Source organism: Herbaspirillum sp. NPDC101396 (assembly GCF_044767365.1).
Taxonomy (GTDB): domain Bacteria; phylum Pseudomonadota; class Gammaproteobacteria; order Burkholderiales; family Burkholderiaceae_D; genus Herbaspirillum.
In genome coordinates this window covers 594,525-611,378 of record NZ_JBIWNT010000003.1, presented here as the reverse complement: position 1 = coordinate 611,378, position 16,854 = coordinate 594,525, and the positions used below count along the sequence as shown (strand labels likewise).

The following is a 16,854-nucleotide window of genomic DNA, read 5'->3' as shown; positions in this document are numbered from 1 at the left end:
TATATTCGCTATGAAATTTGCAAAAGAAATTCGCGTCGGCAACATCATTATGGTCGACAGCAAGCCAATGATCGTCCTGCGCTCCGACGTTAACGGCTCGAGCCGCACCGGCTTCACTTACAAGTGGAAGATGAAGAACCTGCTGACCAACAGCCCGCAGGAAAACGTTTTCCGCGGCGACGACAAGTTCGACGTGGTCGTGCTGGACAAGAAGGCAGTGACTTACTCCTACTTCGCCGATCCGCTGTACGTGTTCATGGACTCCGAATACAACCAGTTCGAAATCGAAGGCGAAAACCTGGGCGACGCACTGGGCTACCTGAAGGACGGTATGGAATGCGAAGCGGTCTTCTATGACGGCAAGGCAATCTCGGTCGAACTGCCAACCACCATCGTGCGCCAGGTCGTGTACTCGGAACCAGCCGTCAAGGGCAATACTTCGGGCAACGTCCTGAAGGAAGCCAAGATCGAAAACGCGATCGAAGGCAATCAGATCGTCGTGATGGTCCCGCTGTTCGTCAGCCAGGACGACCAGATCGAAATCGACACACGCACCAACGAATACAAGAAAGTTGTGCGTAACTGATTTCAGCTGTTCCGCTGTACAAGTAAAAAAGCCGCGTTCTTCGCGGCTTTTTTCATCCTCCGTCAGTCGTTGCTCCCTCCCCCTTTTTCCAAAAAACCTCATCGTCTTTTCAATGTAGTTGCATTGCGAACTAATTTGCAGTATTGTGAATCCATGTTTGATCACTGCCTCTATTTCAATACCGCAGCACTGTCCCGCCGCTTGGAGCGCGAGTGGGCGGAAGCGTTCGCGCCGTTCGGCCTGACAGCGCCGCAGGGCTTCATGCTCAGGGCCATCATCGACAGGCCGGGAATGCTGCAAAGTGAATTGGCGGCGGAGCTTGCCATCGCCCGCTCCACCACCACACGTGCGCTCGATACGCTGGAGCAAAAAGGTTTGCTTGAGCGTCGCAGGACCGACGGCGACGGCAGGGAAATCTCGGTGTATCCGACGCCCGCCGGCGTTGAAATCAAGGTGGCGCTGAATGCATCGGCGGGCGGCGCAGCGGAGAAGATCCGCAAGATCCTGGGCAAGCAGGAATTTGCCGATGCCGTCCTGAAAATCAGGGACGTACGTTCAGCCCTGGAGTGATTGTTTTTCGTGCGCGTGTTTGCGCTTATTTTTACCCCATATAGTTGCATTGCTAATTATATTGATGAAGGCGTTTTTTCGCTTTTCACCAATGATCCCGCCTGACACGCTCAGGTCCGACTTATCGGAATTCCATCCAACCTCAAGGAGAACACCATGTTTGCAATGCAATACGGATTTGATGTCCCAGATGCAGAACCAGTCAGAGCGCGCGTCAGAGAAATTGGCAGCCGCTTCGACCAATTGCCGGGGCTGTACTCCAAGGCCTTTCTGGTCGCCGATGCCATCGACGGCAGCCCGGCGCGCTATACCCCGTTCTATCTCTGGGATCAGCTCGACGGCATGAGCGACTTCCTGCTGTCGGATGCATTTCGCGCGGTAGTCGCCAAATACGGTCGCCCGATTGTGCAGCGCTGGAACAAGGTCGCCTTTTTAAAAGGAGCGGCGGTCGCACAAACGCCGACGTTCGCGACTCAGCAATTCATCGACATTCCTGCCGACGTCGACCTGGCGCAGCTTTGCGAACTGCACGCTACCGACGCAGAAGCGATGATCTGCGAACACGACCTGCATTCGGTTTTCGTCGGGCTGGATACCAATAACTGGAAGCTGATGAGGATAGCGCTGTGGCAGGCACGGCCGGTTCAATCCCCGTCGCACGGCAAAATCTTTGAAGTAGCCCACCTTTCCGCGCCCGCGCTGAAGAAGGAACCCGGGGTCTGATTCAATGCGCGGGAAATCGCCGGCGGCGCCTTGGGCACAGCGGAAACAAGTCTTGCCCGGGCCGGCTGCGCTCTATTTAAGCCCCTTCGTCTGCGCCAGACGCCGCGCGGCCTTGCCGCCTTCGCTGGCCCAGAACGCGGTATCCGCAGCCTGGATGCGCTGCGCCGAATTCTCCATGTGACGCAAGGCCGCCGCGCGCGCTGCATCGGCGTCGCCGTCGTCAATCGCCTGCGCAATCACGGCGTGCTCATTGCGCACCTGCTGGCTGAAATCCTCGCGACGCGCCTCATTGATCCGCGCCACACGAATCGCCGCCTGCAGGAACTGGCTCAGGAACTGCAGCAGCGAGGTGTACAGCGGATTGTGCGCGGCCTCGGAAATCGCTGCGTGGAAAGCAAAGTCTTCCGGCACCCCGTCGCGCCCTTCCAGCACCGCCTTGTCGATATCCTTCAGCGCCTGCCGGATGCGCTGATTCTCCGCCTTGGTGCGGCGCTGCGCCGCCAGTGCCGCCATCTCGCCCTCGACGCCGCGGCGCAACTCGATCACGCGCAGCACCGCCTGGATCGAATCCTGCACATCGATGTCGAGCCGGAACGGCGTCGCATTGTTCGGCGCGAGGACGACAGTGCCGCTGCCCCGGCGCGAACCGACCAGGCCTTCCGATTTGAGACGAGAAATGGCTTCCCGAATCACGGTGCGGCTGACCTGGAAGCGTTCAGTCAATTCATTCTCGGAAGGCATGCGTGCGCCGGGCGCGAAATCACCCTGACGGATCTGTTCGTACAATGCGCCTGTCACGCGATCGGCCAGTGTGCCCTTGGCGGAATCGAGCGGTCCTGGCGAAGCGATGCGCGAAGCCATCTTCGAAAGCTGAGTATTTTTCATGTTGATTGACATGATACCGCTTTCTTTTTACACTGGCTGCAAAGTTGTATGACAACTTTCGGAATTCATTCCCTGCACATCGTAAAAATCGAGGAGATAAAATGCATATCGTTATCACCGGCGGCGCCGGCTTTCTGGGCAGCCGCCTGGCGCGTCAATTGCTCAAGCGCGGTCAGCTGACCGGCAGCGACGGCAAGCAGCAGACCATCAGCCGCATCACCCTGCTTGACGTCGTGGCCGCGCAAGGCTTCGACGACGCGCGCATTGACGCAGTGGTTGGCGACATCGCCGATGCCGCCGTCATCGAACGCGCGATCACCAAGGACACGCAATCGATCTTCCATCTGGCGGCCATCGTCAGCGGCCAGGCCGAAGCTGATTTCGAACTCGGCATGAAGATCAATTTCGACGCCACCCGCCTCATCCTGGAACGCGCCCGCGCGCTGGGCACCAAGCCGCGCGTGGTGTTCACCAGCTCGGTGGCGGTGTTCGGCGGCGACCTGCCGGCGCAAGTGCCGGACAACGCATTGCTGATGCCGCAGAGTTCCTACGGCGCGCAAAAGGTGATGGGTGAATTGCTCGTCAACGACTACAGCCGCAAGGGTTTCATCGACGGCCGCGCGCTGCGCATGCCGACCATTTCAGTGCGTCCGGGCGCCCCCAACAAGGCCGCGTCGAGCTTCGCCAGCGGCATCATCCGTGAACCGCTCAACGGCCAGCCATCTGTCTGCCCGGTCGCGCCCGACACGCGCATGTGGCTGATGTCGCCGCGCAAAGCCATCGACAACCTGATCCACGGCCATGAAATCAACGGCGCCGACCTTGGCCTGGCGCGCTTCCTCAGCATCGACGGCCTGTCGGTGTCCGTGCGTCAGATGGTCGATGCGTTGGAACAGGTTGCCGGTGCCGACGTCGTCAAGCTGATCGAATGGAAGGAAGACGACGCCATCAAGCGCATCGTCAACTCCTGGCCGGGCAGCTTTGAGGCCAAGCGCGCCAAGGCGCTGGGTTTCACGGCGGACAGCGATTTCGCCGGCATCGTGAAGGCGCATATCGAGGATGAAGTGAAGAAATAAGTTCTTCCGCTCATTTCGTAAAAAAACGGCGCCTGCAACGGCGCCGTTTTTTTGATGCATCATCTGCCACGCCATAAAAAAAGCGCGGACAAACCCGCGCTGAATTGGAGACTGCCGGCCGTGTCGTTTTCCCCCGCCACGGCCATCAGTACAGCAGCAACAATTTCTCGTTACTTCGCTTTTGCCAGCATGTTGAACACGCTGGAAAAATCCAGTCCGCCGGACCCCGACTTGCTGTGGATGTCGTAGAGATTGCGCGCCAGTGCGCCCATCGGCACACTGCTGCCGGTCGCCAGCGCGTTCTCCACCGCCAGGCCCAGATCCTTGAGCATCAGGTCGACGCCGAAACCGCCGGCGTAGCCCTTCGATGCCGGCGCATTTTCCATCACGCCGGGGCAAGGATTGTAGACTTCCAGCGTCCAATTGCGGCCCGAGCTCTTGGACATCACTTCCGACAGGACCTTGGGGTCCATGCCATTGGCGATGCCGAGGCGGATCGCTTCGGAGGTGCCGATCATCAGGATGCCCAGCAACATGTTGTTGCACACCTTGACGGTCTGGCCGCTGCCGCTGGCGCCGGCGTGGTAGATCGCCTTGCCCATCTTTTCGAGATAAGGTTTGGCGAGACCGAAGCCGTCGTCGGTGCCGCCGACCATGAAGGTCAGCGTGCCGGCGGTGGCGCCGCCGGTGCCGCCGGAGACCGGCGCATCCAGCATGGTGTAGCCTTTTTCCAGCGCAGCGGCGGCGACCTTGCGGGCGCTTTCCGGCGCGATGGTCGAACAGTCAATCAGCAAGGTGCCGGGCTTGATGTGGGCCAGGATGCCCTTGTCGCCGAGGTAAATCGATTCGACGTGCTTGCTGGCCGGCAGCATGGTGATGACGACCTTGGCTTTGGTTACTGCAGCCATGGCGTCGGCTTCAGTGACGCCGCCGCTCTCGACCAGCTTGTCGACGCTGGCCTTGACCAGGTCATGCCCGCTGACCGAATAACCCGCCTTGACCAGGTTCTGCGCCATGGGCAAGCCCATGTTGCCCAGGCCAATGAAAACGATATCGGCGCTCATGTTGTTCTCCTCTTCCTCTTCGTCTTTGGCTGCTTACTTCAGCGAAATCGTCGTGTTGACCTGACCTGCTTCTTCGTCCGGTGCGTACCAGCGTGCCGTCACGGTCTTGGTCTGCGTCCAGAACATCACTGCCTGTTTGCCATTCGGGCCGAGGTCGCCGAGCTTGGAAGCACGCGAGCCGGTGAAGCTGAAGTACGCCACAGGCACCGGAATAGGCACGTTGATGCCGACCTGGCCGACGTCGATTTCATTCTGGAACTTGCGCGCCGCCCAACCGGACGAGGTAAAGATCGAGGTGCCGTTGCCGTTCGGATTGGCGTTGATGAAAGCGATCGCCTCGTCCAGGGTTTCGACTTCAACGATGCACATCGCCGGTCCGAAGATTTCCTGTTCATAGATGTCCATGCCGGCCTTGACGCCGGTGAACACGGTCGGGCCGACGAAGTTGCCGGACTCGTTGCCCGGCACTTTGCAATTGCGGCCGTCCAGCAGCAGCTTGGCGCCCTGCTCCACGCCGACGCCGATCAGGCGCTCGACACGTTCCTTGGCAGCCTTGGAAACCAGCGGGCCGACGTCGGCCTTGCGATCGCTGCCCGGGCCGACTTTCATGGCCTTGGAGCGCTCGACGATCTCCGGGATCCATTCCTTGGTCTTGCCGACCAGGACCACCACCGAGTTGGCCATGCAACGCTGGCCGGCGGCGCCGAATGCCGCGCCGAGCAGGTTGTTGATCGCTTGGTCCTTCGGTGCATCAGGCATCACGATGCAGTGGTTCTTGGCGCCCATCATGCACTGCGCGCGCTTGCCGGCTTCGCTGGCGCGACGATAGATGTGAGTGCCGACATTGGTCGAACCGATGAAGGAGACGGCCTTGATATCGGGATGGTCGCAGATCATGTTGGCCACTTCCGGACCGCCGTGAACCACGTTCAGCACACCCGGCGGCAGGCCGGCCTTGTTGGCCAGTTCAACCAGGAACAGCGACGAAGTCGGATCCTGCTCGGACGGCTTCAGCACGAAGGTGTTGCCGCAGGCGACCGAGATCGGGAACATGAAGCAAGGCAGCATCACCGGGAAGTTGAACGCGGTGATGCCGGCGCCCACGCCGATCGGCTGGTGAATGGTGTAGACGTCGACGCCGCCGGCCACGTTCTCGGCCAGTTCGCCCAATTGCAGCGAGGTGATCGAGCAGGCATGCTCAACCACTTCGAGGCCGCGCATGACTTCGCCTTCGGCGTCGGGCAGGGTCTTGCCGTGTTCGCGGGTGATCATCTCGGCCAGCGGTGCGATATTGTCGCGCAGCAGTTGCTGGAACTTGAGCATGATGCGCATGCGTTGCGCCAGCGAAGTATTGCGCCAGGTCTTGAACGCTTCCTTGGCGTTGGCGACGGCGCGGTCGACTTCCTCTTTGGTCGCGAACGGAACGCGCGCGACGACTTCCTGCGTGGCCGGATTGATCACGTCGCGCCATTCTTTCGAAGTCGACTGGACGTGTTCACCGTTGATGTACAGGGGAACGTTAGGAATATTGGCTTGGCTCATGATGCATTTTCCATAGTGATGAAGAAGAAACCGGGGTCGTGTCGGAGATGTATGGCAGGTAAAACACGACTCCCGGAAAAACTTATTTGACCAGCGGGCAGGCCGCGTCCATCGGACGGAAGGCTTGTTGCGCAGGAATGGTCGACAGCAATTTCAGGTAATCCCAGGGCGCCTTGGATTCAGCCGGCGACTTGACCTGGTACAGGTACATGTCATGGATCACGCGGCCGTCAGGACGGATCGAGGCGTTGCGCATGACAACGTCGCTGATCGGGATCTCGCGCATTTTTTGCGAGACGACTTTCCAGTCCGAAGTCTTGGCGGCGGCGCGCGCCTTCAGGAAGTGGTACACGCTGGAATACACGCCGGCCTGGACCATGGTCGGCTTGTTGTTCTTGAACTGCGCTTCGAAGCGCCTGGAGAAGCCACGCGTCTGTTCGTCGTAATCCCAGTAGAAGCCGTCTGTGTAGACCAGGCCCTGGGCTGCATCGAGACCGAGGGCATGGACGTCGGACAGGAACACCAGCAGCGCCACCAGGCGTTGATCCTTGCCGCCCACGGCGAACGAACGCGCCTGCTTGATGGCATTGACGACGTCGGTGCCGCCGTCAGCCAGGCCGATCACCTGGGCCTTGGAAGCCTGCGCCTGCAAGAGGAAGGACGAGAAGTCGGAAGCATTCAGCGGATGACGGACCGAACCCAGCACGGTGCCGCCGTTGGCCTTGACGACGTCGGACGCATCCTTCTCCAGCGAGTGGCCGAAGGCATAGTCGACAGTCACGAAATACCAGGACTTGTTGCCCAGCTTGGTCAGCGCAGCAGCCGCGCCGGCCGCTTGCGAATAGGTGTCGAACATCCAGTGGAAACCATTGGTCGCGCATTCGGCCGTGGTCAGCGCGCCGGTGGCGGGACCACTGTACATGGCGATGCCGCCCTTTTCCTTGATCAGCTTTTGCACGGCCAGCGCCACCGACGAATTGGTCAGGTCGGCGATCGCCTCGACCTTGTCGCGGTCCAGCCATTCACGCGCGCGCGTGACGCCAACGTCGGGCTTGTTCTGGTTGTCGGCCGAGAGGACTTCAATTTTCATGCCCTTGCATTCGGCCTTGAGGCAATCCTCGATCGCCAGCTTGGCGGCAACTACCGAGCCCTGACCGCCCATGGCGGAGTACGGGCCGGACATGTCGGTCAGGATGCCGATTTTGACGGTGTCTGAATTTTGCGCCTGGACGGCGCCGGCAATACAGGTCAGGGAAAGCGCGGCGACGGCGAGGCCGGCGCGGATGTTCTTTTGCATTGAGTCTCCTCGTTTATATGTTTTTTATGAAATTGCTCTGCGGCGATTTCGAGCCTCATTTTGCATGTGCGTTAATATCGTTACAATAGCCAATAATTCAAAAGCCTTTTGCATAATTGCAAACGCAATGCAAACGGCTCACAACAATGCACAAGCACGTACAACGGAGACAAGATGCTGGATTGGGACAACCTGCGGGTATTCCTCGAACTTACACGCAGCCAGGGCCTGGTTGATGCCGCCAAGAAACTCGGCATCGATCATTCGACCGTATCGCGGCGCATCAAGCGCTTTGAAGAACAGGTTGGCAGCCAGCTGTTCGACCGCAACAACCACGGCTACAGCCTGACCGCAGACGGTTACCGTCTGGTCGAATACGCGGAAAAGATAGAAAGCACGGTCTACGCCGCTGCCGAAGAACTGGGCGGCCATAACAGGCTGTTGTCGGGCCAGGTGCGCCTGGGCGCGACGGAAGGCTTCGGCACCTTCGTGCTGGCGCCGCATATCGCCCACTTCTGCGCGCGCAATCCGCACATCTCGGTGGACATGCTGCCGATGCCGCGCTTCGTCAACCTGTCCAAGCGCGAGGCCGACATCAGCGTGACCATCGAGCGGCCGGTCAGCGGTAATTACGTTGTCACGAAACTGGCGGACTATGCCTTGAGGCTGTACGCCACCCCGGGCTATCTGGGCAGCCATCCACCCGTGCGCAGCGTGGCCGATCTCGAACCGCACGCCTTCATCGGCTATATTGACGATCTGGTGTTCAGTGAAGAGCTGCGCTACAAGGAAAACATCGCGCCCGAGGCGTTTCGCGCCTTCCGCAGCACCAGCGTGATTGCACAGTACACGGCGGCGCGCAGCGGCCAGGCGTTGGCGATCCTGCCCTGCTTCCTGGCCCAGCAGTCGGATGACCTGGTGCCTGTGTTGCCTGATGAAGTCGAGATCAAGCGTTCGTTCTGGCTGGTCGCCGCCAGCGAGCAGCGGCACGTGGCGCGGGTGTCGGCGCTGTGGAGTTACCTGCGCGACTGCATGGAACCGAATAAGGAATTTTTGATGGGGAGGTCGCGTCAGATGACCTGGATGAAATGAGAACGCGCAACCAGCGCGCATTGTATTGAGTTGTTCGCAATCCCACCTGAGCCCCCCCCGGCTCGAACACAAGGAGATCAGCATGGCAGCAAAGAAGATTTTATTGTTGACCGGCGACTTTGCCGAAGATTACGAAACCATGGTGCCGTTCCAGGCGCTGCAAATGGTCGGCCACACCGTGCACGCTGTCTGCCCCGGCAAGAAGGCGGGCGACAAGATCAAGACCGCCATCCATGACTTTGAAGGCGACCAGACCTATACCGAAAAACCGGGTCACCAGTTCGCTCTCAACGCCAGCTTCGACGAGGTCGATCCGGCCAAATACGACGCCATCGTCATCGCCGGCGGGCGCGCGCCGGAATACCTCCGCCTGGACGCCAAGGTGATCGCCATCGTGCGCCATTTCGCCGAAGCCAAGAAGCCGATCGCGGCGGTCTGCCACGGCGCGCAATTGCTGGCGGCGGCGGGCGTGATCGAAGGCAAGAAGATTTCGGCCTATCCGGCCTGCGCACCGGAAGTCAAACTGGCCGGCGGCCACTATGCCGAGATCGCTGTCGATAGCGCCATCACCGACGGCAACTTCGTCACCTCGCCGGCCTGGCCGGGTCATCCGGAATGGCTGGCGCAATTCCTCAAGGTGTTGGGTACGGAGATCAAGCTGTAGTCTTTCGCTTCGCCCGTTAAAAAGCCGCAGCCTGTGACGGGCTGCGGCTTTTTTATTTACTGCAGATGCCGCTCAGGCTTTGGTAATCCAGGCCGGTGATTCTTTTTCGAGGAAGGCGCGCAAACCCTCCTTGCCCTCTTCCGACGCACGCAGATCGGCGATCACGCCGGTGGTGTAATCGCGCAGCGCCGGCGTGGCCGGCAAGGGGTTGGCGACCTGCGCCAATTCCTTGGCGCGTCGCATTGCCTGCGGACCGTTGGCCAGCAAGGTGGCGATGATTTGCTCGGTCTTTGCTTCCAGCTCGGTGGCCGGCACCACTTCATGCACCAGGTCGATGGCGGCGGCGCGGATGGCCGAGAAGCGCTCCGCCGTGACGAAGTAGCGACGCGCCTGCGAGGTGCCGATCTTGGCGATCACGTAGGGGCTGATGACGGCCGGCGCCAGGCCGAGCTTGACCTCCGACAAGGCGAAGAAGGCATTGTCGCTGGCGATCGCGACGTCGCAGCAGGATACCAGGCCGACGCCGCCGCCCATCACGGTGCCCTGGATGCGGGCCACGGTCGGGCATGGAAAATTGTTGAGGTTTTCCATCAGCGCGGCGAGCTGGTGCGCATCCTTGAGATTGTCTTCGCGCGAAGCGTCGGCCATACGGCGCATCCAGCCGAGGTCGGCGCCGGCGGAGAAGGATTTGCCGGTCGAGGCCAGCACCAGCACATTGACTTGCGGATTGTCGCGCGCTTGTCCGATCAGGTCGATCAGATGGGCGATCAGCAGGTCGTCGAAGGCGTTGTGGACTTCGGGGCGGTTCAGGGTGATGGTGGCTACCCCGCGCTCGTCGATGGTCAGATCGGCGGCTTGGCTCATGGTGGGCTCCTTTGTCTTTTATTGATTGCTTGATGGCTGATGGTAAAAGAAAAATGCGATCAAGGGGATGTGGGTGAGGAGATTAGCGGGAAATGGGGGGATGGGTTGTCTTTGGAAGGACAAAGGTGGTGGTGGTTGCTGGATTTGCGGCGGGGTTCGCCTGCTCTGCAGGCGTGCTGGTTCCGGCTTTGCCGGAACATCGCTGTTTGTTCTTTGACTTATTTTTTTGCGACGTTGGCTTGACCGCCGGTTCGCCCGCTTTGCGGGCGCGTTCGTTTCGGCTTTGCCGAAACATTGCTGTTTTTCTTGGATTGATTAATTGACGGCGTCGGCTCGACCGCCGGTTCGCCCGCTTTGCGGGCGTGCTCGTTTCGGCTTTGCCGAAACATTGCTTTTTGTTCTTGGGATTATTTTCGTTTTGAGCGAGATCGCCGGTCGGCTAACGAACGCTGCGCGTCCGGGGATTCGCCTACCTTCGGCAGGCCGCGGTTTCGCCAGCAGGCGAAACCCTTCGAATCCCCCGCGTGATGTGCGCAGGCACATCACTTGGGGACGTCAAAATAAAAATGCCCGCATAAGCGGGCATTTTTGTTTTGGCGTCCCCAGGGGGATTCGAACCCCCGTACTCACCGTGAAAGGGTGATGTCCTAGGCCTCTAGACGATGGGGACAATTGTCCTGTACTGCAGTAACCATTCAATAGCACTTTGTAAAAGCTGGCGTCCCCAGGGGGATTCGAACCCCCGTACTCACCGTGAAAGGGTGATGTCCTAGGCCTCTAGACGATGGGGACATCGCATACATCATGTCCCGCAGCTGTTACCGTACTACGACTGTGTGGCATCACAGTTTGTTACCTGCATCTTACTGCTACTTCTACTACTCAGTTACTACTGAGTCGCTGGTGGAGGTAAGCGGGATCGAACCGCTGACCTCTTGCATGCCATGCAAGCGCTCTCCCAGCTGAGCTATACCCCCTTGCGAAGAAGCGAGATTATGCAACATGCATTGGTAAATAGCAAGAGGGTTTTCGGAAAAACCCTCTTCTTTATTACAAATAGTTTTGCAAACGCGCCAGCACCGCTTCGCGGCCGAACAATTCCAACACCGCGTCAATCGCCGGCGTCTGCAACTGACCGGCCACGATCAGGCGCAATGGCATCGCCAGCAACGGCATCTTCAGCGTGTGGGCAGCAAGCACTTCCTTGATCATTGCGCCCAGCGCCGCCTTGCTCCACTCCACCGTCGCACAGCGTGCAGCGAAATCCTGCAACGCCGGCTTGATGGCGTCGGTGATGTGTTGCGCCACCAGTGCAGCATCAGGTGCAGGCTGGCGATAGAACATCAGCACCGCAGGAGCGAGTTCGTTGACGGTATTGGCGCGCTCCTTGAGCAATGCAATGGCCTGCGCCAACGCCGGCGCGCCGTCGAACTGCGCGCCTTCTTTTTCCAGCAGCGGACGCACCAGCGCAGCGAGGCGCTCGTTGTCGGCCAGCTTGATGTAGTGGTTGTTGAGCCAGGCCAGTTTTTCCGGATTGAATTGTGCCGGCGACTTCGACAAATGGTCGAGGTCGAACCACTCGCAGAATTGTTCCATCGAGAAAATTTCTTCGTCGCCGTGGCTCCAGCCCAAGCGCGCCAGGTAGTTGAGCATGGCTTCCGGCAGGAAACCTTGCGCCGGATAATCCATCACACTGACCGCGCCGTGGCGCTTGGACAGCTTCTCGCCGTCGGCGCCGAGGATCATCGGCACGTGGCCGTACAGCGGCAGCGTGCCGCCCAGCGCCTTGAGGATGTTGATCTGGCGCGGTGTGTTGTTGACGTGGTCGTCACCGCGGATCACGTGGGTGATTTTCATGTCCCAATCGTCCACCACGACGCAGAAGTTGTAGGTCGGCGTGCCGTCCGGACGCGCAATCACCAGGTCGTCCATCTCGCGATTGGAAATCGTGATCGGGCCCTTGACCACGTCGTCCCAGGTGACGTCGCCGTCGAGCGGATTGCGGAAGCGCACCACCGGCTTGCGGCCTTCGGGGATCGCCGGCAAGGTCTTGCCGTCTTCGGGGCGCCAGGTGCCGTCGTAACGCGGCTTCTCGCCTGCGGCGCGTTGGCGTTCGCGCATGGCTTCGACTTCTTCCGGCGAGGAATAGCAATGGTAGGCGGTGCCCTGTTGCAGCATCTGCGCCACCACTTCGCGGTAACGGTCCATGCGCTTCATCTGATAGAACGGGCCTTCGTCATGCGCCAGACCCAGCCACTGCATGCCCTCGATGATGGCCTGCACCGCTTCCGGGGTGGAACGCTCCAGATCGGTGTCTTCAACGCGCAGGATGAAGGTGCCACCGAAACGGCGCGCATAAGCCCACGAGAACAAGGCCGTGCGTGCGCCGCCCAAGTGGAGATAACCAGTCGGGCTGGGCGCAAAGCGGGTGCGGACGGGAGTGGTAGGGGCTGTGGATGTCATGATAAATAAAAACGGCCTTGGAACGCCAAAGCCGTTGTCAGTCTGATCGGAAAGCCGCCATTTTACCGCGTCAGCCGCTGCGATGGAACGCAGCGACGGCAGACGGCAGGCGACGCGTGGTTTTACTTGACGGTGATGTTGATGGTCTTGCTCAAAGCCGGACCGTAGGACTGGTGCGCACCGTCGGCGAACTGCATGGTCAGCTTGTACTTGCCCGGCGGCAGCGTCACCTTCGCTTCAGTCTGGCCCTTGCCGTAATGCAGGTGGGTGTCGTCCATCGGAATCGGCGTCCCCTTGGCGATCGGACCGGTGTTGATCAGCAGGTGATGATGGCCGGTGTTGGGCGCCATCTCGCCGGCCGGCTTGACTTCCATGCCGGTGACGGCGAACTTGACGTCGAACGGACTGGTGACGACGGCGCCGTCCATCGGCGCCGTGAACGACACCGACGGCTCGGCCGCCTGGGCTGCCGCGGCGAACAGGACGGATGCGGCGAACAGGGTCGTGACGAATCGGGATGGGCGGAATGTCAGGGATTTCAGGGATGTCATGGCAATTCTCCTTGCTGCGTTCTACGTTAGTGGGATTCCCCCCATGGCGTCACCGGCATTGACCGACCAATAAATCGATCAGTCGTTCTGGATCACGATGCTCGGGAACTTGCTGGTCATGTCCTTGGCTTTTTCCGCCACTTTGACAGCGACCTTGCGCGCGATGTTCTTGTAAATTTCCGCCACCGCGCCATTCGGCTCGGCCACCACGGTCGGACGACCGGAATCGGTTTGCTCGCGGATCGCCATCGTCAGCGGCAAGGCGCCGAGGAAGTCGACGCCGAAGTCGGCGCACATCTTCTCGCCGCCGCCGCTGCCGAAGATCGCCTCTGCATGGCCGCAGTTGGAGCAGATGTGCGTGCTCATGTTCTCGACAATGCCCAGGATCGGGATGCCAACCTTCTCGAACATCTTCAGGCCCTTGCGCGCGTCCAGCAAGGCGATGTCCTGCGGCGTCGTGACGATCACCGCGCCGGTGACCGGCACCTTCTGCGACAGCGTCAGCTGCACGTCTCCGGTGCCCGGCGGCATGTCGACGATCAGGTAGTCCAGGTCGCGCCAGTTGGTCTGGTCGAGCAGCTGCTGCAAGGCCTGCGTGACGATCGGGCCGCGCCACACCATCGGCTCGTCCGGATCGATCATGAAGCCGATCGACGACACTTGCAGGCCGTGGTTTTCCAGCGGCTCCATGGTCTTGCCGTCCTTGGTCTCGGGCTTGGCGTCGATGCCCAGCATCATCGGCTGCGACGGACCGTAGATGTCGGCGTCGAGGATGCCCACGCGCGCGCCTTCGGCGGCCAGCGCCAACGCCAGGTTGGCGGCGGTGGTCGACTTGCCGACGCCGCCCTTGCCGGAAGCCACGGCGATGATGTTCTTGACGTTGGATTTAAGCTTGATGCCGCGCTGCACCGCATGCGCGACGATCTTGAAATAGACGTTGGCCTTGACCGCGCCGACGCCGGTCACGGTCCGCACGGCGGCTTCGGCGGCGCTGCGGATCGGTTCGATCTGGCTGTTGGCCGGATAGCCCAGCTCGACGTCGAAGGCGACGTCGGCGCCGGCGACCTGGATATTCTTGACCGACTTGCCCGCCACCAGATCCTTGCCGGTGTTGGGATCGATGACCTGGGACAGCGCTGCTTTGACGACTTCTGCGGTGATGCTCATTACCTCTCCTTGATTGACTTCCGCAAGTCTAAACCAATCGCAGCGCCGGGGTTGCCGCATCGATACGGCAAGCTTCACGAAAAATTGCCATGCAAACATGAAAATCGCCGTTTTCACCGGCTTGCTTCCGGCTTGTTTGCGGCTAGTTTATGGATCAACCCTGCGCCAAAGCCCCTGCGGCTGCTAAAATGACCCTCTTTCCTGATCACCAACCCAAGCACGCATTGCCAATGAGCACTTCATCGCCACGCCAACTTTTCGTTACCACCGCCCTTCCCTACGCCAACGGCGCGTTCCACATCGGCCACATCATGGAATATATCCAGGCCGATATCTGGGTCCGGGTCCAACGAATGCAGGGTAATGAAGTCCATTTCGTCGGCGCCGACGACGCCCACGGCGCACCGATCATGATCGCGGCTGAAAAAGCCGGCGTGACGCCGCAGCAGTTCGTTGCCGACATCGCGGCCGGCCGCAAGCAATACCTGGACGGCTTCCACATCGCCTTCGACAACTGGAGCTCGACCGACAGCCAGGAAAACCACCAGCTGTCGCAAGACATCTACCGCGCCCTGCGCGACGATGCCAAGCTGATCACGACCAAGACCATCGACCAGTTCTTCGACCCGGTCAAGAGCATGTTCCTGCCGGACCGCTACATCAAGGGCGAATGCCCGAAGTGCGGCACCAAGGACCAGTACGGCGACTCCTGTGAGAACTGCAGCGCCGTCTACGCGCCGACCGACCTGAAGAATCCGTACTCGACACTGTCGGGCGCAACACCGGTGATGAAATCGTCGGAACACTTCTTCTTCAAGCTGTCGGATCCGAAATGCGTGGCCTTCCTGCGCGAATGGGCGCTGGACAACAACCGCCTGCAACCGGAAGTGGCCAACAAGTGCCGCGAATGGCTGGATGGCGAGAGCGGCCTGGGCGACTGGGACATCAGCCGCGACGCGCCCTACTTCGGCATTGAAATCCCTGACGCGCCGGGCAAGTACTTCTATGTCTGGCTGGACGCGCCGATCGGCTACCTGGCTTCGCTGAAGAATTACTTCGAGAAGACCGGCCGCGACTTCGACGCCTTCATGGCCGACGACAAGACCGAGCAATATCATTTCATCGGCAAGGACATCACGTATTTCCACACGCTGTTCTGGCCCGCCATGCTCAAGTTCGCCGGCCGCAAGACGCCGACCAACGTGTTCGCGCACGGCTTCATCACCGTCAGCGGTGAAAAGATGTCAAAGTCACGCGGAACCGGCATCTCGCCGCTGCGCTACCTAGACATCGGCATGAATCCGGAGTGGCTGCGCTATTACATTGCCGCCAAGCTCAACGCCAAGGTGGAAGACGTCGACTTCAACCCTGACGACTTTGTGGCACGCGTCAATGCCGACCTGATCGGCAAATACGTCAACATCGCCAGCCGCGCCGCCGGCTTCATCGCCAAGCGTTTCGACGGCAAGCTGTCGACCACGTGGGCAACTGCCGACGATGCCTTCCTGGCCAAGCTGCGCGGCATCGCACCGGACATCCTGGCGCTCTACGAACAACGCGAATACGGCAAGGCCCTGCGCGCGATCATGGAGCAAGCCGACGTCATCAACGCCTACGTCGACGCCAACAAGCCATGGGAACTGGCCAAGGACACCGCCAAGGACGCGCAACTGCATGAAGTCTGCAGCCGCCTGCTGGAAGCCTTCCGCATCCTGACCGTGTACCTGAAACCGGTGCTGCCGCAACTGGCCGCGCAGGTCGAGGGCTTCCTCAATGTGGCGCCGTTCGCCTGGGCCGATGTCCAGACCGCGCTGCCTGACGGCCACGTCATCAACGCTTACGCCCACCTGATGCAGCGCGTCGATCCGAAGATGCTCGATGCGCTGTTCGATGCGCCCGAGCCCGCTGCCGCGCCTGCCGAAACGGCTGATGCCGGCATCGAAGAACTCGCGCCTGAAATCAGCATCGACGACTTTGCCAAGATCGACCTGCGCATCGCCAAGATCGTCAACTGCGAAGCCGTCGAAGGCTCGACCAAGCTGCTGCGCCTGACGCTGGACGCCGGCGAGGGCAAGACGCGCAACGTGTTCTCCGGCATCGCTTCGGCCTACAAGCCGGAAGAGCTGGTCGGCAAGCTGACCGTGATGGTCGCCAACCTGGCGCCGCGCAAGATGAAGTTCGGCATTTCCGAAGGCATGGTGCTGGCCGCTTCCGCCAAGGATGAAAAAGCCAAGCCGGGCATCTATGTGCTCAATCCGTGGCCGGGCGCCGAGCCGGGCATGCGGGTTCGTTAATCTCAGCGATCACTCG

Annotated in this window: 15 protein-coding genes and 3 tRNA genes; 7 read left to right on the top strand and 11 right to left on the bottom strand. The window is 60.4% G+C overall.

The window, feature by feature from the left end; translation table 11 throughout:
* Nucleotides 1-10 precede the first annotated feature (10 nt).
* The 3 genes from ACIROY_RS12565 to ACIROY_RS12555 all read left to right on the top strand — a co-directional run bounded on the left by ACIROY_RS12565 (nt 11) and on the right by ACIROY_RS12555 (nt 1,879).
* Nucleotides 11-586, top strand: a complete 576-nt coding sequence (locus ACIROY_RS12565) for an elongation factor P (RefSeq protein ID WP_402272700.1) — start codon at nt 11-13, stop codon at nt 584-586.
* A gap of 153 nt (nt 587-739) precedes the next feature.
* Complete coding sequence (locus ACIROY_RS12560; protein ID WP_402272702.1) at nt 740-1,156, top strand: MarR family winged helix-turn-helix transcriptional regulator; 417 nt, start codon at nt 740-742, stop codon at nt 1,154-1,156.
* Nucleotides 1,157-1,312: 156 nt separating this feature from the next.
* Nucleotides 1,313-1,879, top strand: coding sequence for a DUF4865 family protein (locus ACIROY_RS12555; protein ID WP_402341831.1), 567 nt, complete (start codon nt 1,313-1,315; stop codon nt 1,877-1,879).
* Between the two features lie 72 nt (nt 1,880-1,951).
* Here the strand turns inward: ACIROY_RS12555 and ACIROY_RS12550 are convergent, their stop codons facing one another.
* Nucleotides 1,952-2,740, bottom strand: coding sequence for a FadR/GntR family transcriptional regulator (locus tag ACIROY_RS12550; RefSeq protein ID WP_402273810.1), 789 nt, complete (start codon nt 2,738-2,740; stop codon nt 1,952-1,954).
* Nucleotides 2,741-2,865: 125 nt separating this feature from the next.
* Here ACIROY_RS12550 and denD point away from each other — a divergent pair, with 125 nt between their 5' ends.
* Nucleotides 2,866-3,840: a D-erythronate dehydrogenase gene (denD, locus tag ACIROY_RS12545; protein ID WP_402272706.1), complete on the top strand. Its 975-nt coding sequence runs from the start codon at nt 2,866-2,868 to the stop codon at nt 3,838-3,840.
* Nucleotides 3,841-4,010: 170 nt separating this feature from the next.
* Here denD and mmsB read toward each other — a convergent pair whose 3' ends face one another.
* The 3 genes from mmsB to ACIROY_RS12530 all read right to left on the bottom strand — a co-directional run bounded on the left by mmsB (nt 4,011) and on the right by ACIROY_RS12530 (nt 7,743).
* Nucleotides 4,011-4,904 carry a 3-hydroxyisobutyrate dehydrogenase gene (mmsB, locus tag ACIROY_RS12540; RefSeq protein ID WP_402341829.1) on the bottom strand — a complete coding sequence of 298 codons (894 nt, stop codon included), beginning with the start codon at nt 4,902-4,904 and terminating at the stop codon, nt 4,011-4,013.
* 33 nt (nt 4,905-4,937) lie between these two features.
* Complete coding sequence (locus tag ACIROY_RS12535; protein ID WP_402341827.1) at nt 4,938-6,446, bottom strand: CoA-acylating methylmalonate-semialdehyde dehydrogenase; 1,509 nt, start codon at nt 6,444-6,446, stop codon at nt 4,938-4,940.
* Between the two features lie 82 nt (nt 6,447-6,528).
* Nucleotides 6,529-7,743, bottom strand: coding sequence for an ABC transporter substrate-binding protein (locus ACIROY_RS12530; protein WP_402272712.1), 1,215 nt, complete (start codon nt 7,741-7,743; stop codon nt 6,529-6,531).
* 174 nt (nt 7,744-7,917) lie between these two features.
* On the opposite strand from ACIROY_RS12530, the gene ACIROY_RS12525 reads away from it, so the two are divergent.
* The gene (locus ACIROY_RS12525) at nt 7,918-8,835 is read left to right on the top strand and encodes a LysR family transcriptional regulator (RefSeq protein WP_402272714.1); all 918 of its coding nucleotides are present in this window, start codon (nt 7,918-7,920) and stop codon (nt 8,833-8,835) included.
* An 82-nt stretch (nt 8,836-8,917) separates the two neighbouring features.
* On the top strand, nt 8,918-9,499 hold the full coding sequence (locus tag ACIROY_RS12520; RefSeq protein ID WP_402341825.1) for a DJ-1/PfpI family protein: 582 nt from the start codon (nt 8,918-8,920) through the stop codon (nt 9,497-9,499).
* A gap of 72 nt (nt 9,500-9,571) precedes the next feature.
* Here ACIROY_RS12520 and ACIROY_RS12515 read toward each other — a convergent pair whose 3' ends face one another.
* From ACIROY_RS12515 to apbC, 7 genes are all read right to left on the bottom strand, one after another.
* Entirely contained in the window at nt 9,572-10,363 is a 792-nt protein-coding gene (locus tag ACIROY_RS12515) for an enoyl-CoA hydratase-related protein (protein WP_402272718.1), read from the bottom strand.
* Nucleotides 10,364-10,957: 594 nt separating this feature from the next.
* Nucleotides 10,958-11,033: transfer RNA gene (locus ACIROY_RS12510), tRNA-Glu, on the bottom strand.
* Between the two features lie 46 nt (nt 11,034-11,079).
* Nucleotides 11,080-11,155: transfer RNA gene (locus tag ACIROY_RS12505), tRNA-Glu, on the bottom strand.
* Between the two features lie 109 nt (nt 11,156-11,264).
* Nucleotides 11,265-11,340: transfer RNA gene (locus ACIROY_RS12500), tRNA-Ala, on the bottom strand.
* A 73-nt stretch (nt 11,341-11,413) separates the two neighbouring features.
* On the bottom strand, nt 11,414-12,826 hold the full coding sequence (gene gltX, locus ACIROY_RS12495) for a glutamate--tRNA ligase (protein WP_402341823.1): 1,413 nt from the start codon (nt 12,824-12,826) through the stop codon (nt 11,414-11,416).
* A 122-nt stretch (nt 12,827-12,948) separates the two neighbouring features.
* A complete protein-coding gene (locus ACIROY_RS12490; RefSeq protein WP_402272722.1) occupies nt 12,949-13,377 on the bottom strand; it encodes a DUF4399 domain-containing protein in 429 nt (142 codons plus the stop codon).
* A 78-nt stretch (nt 13,378-13,455) separates the two neighbouring features.
* Entirely contained in the window at nt 13,456-14,544 is a 1,089-nt protein-coding gene (gene apbC, locus ACIROY_RS12485) for an iron-sulfur cluster carrier protein ApbC (RefSeq protein ID WP_402341821.1), read from the bottom strand.
* A gap of 230 nt (nt 14,545-14,774) precedes the next feature.
* Between apbC and metG the strand changes: the two genes are divergently transcribed.
* A complete protein-coding gene (gene metG / locus ACIROY_RS12480) occupies nt 14,775-16,838 on the top strand; it encodes a methionine--tRNA ligase (protein WP_402341819.1) in 2,064 nt (687 codons plus the stop codon).
* Nucleotides 16,839-16,854: the final 16 nt, after the last annotated feature.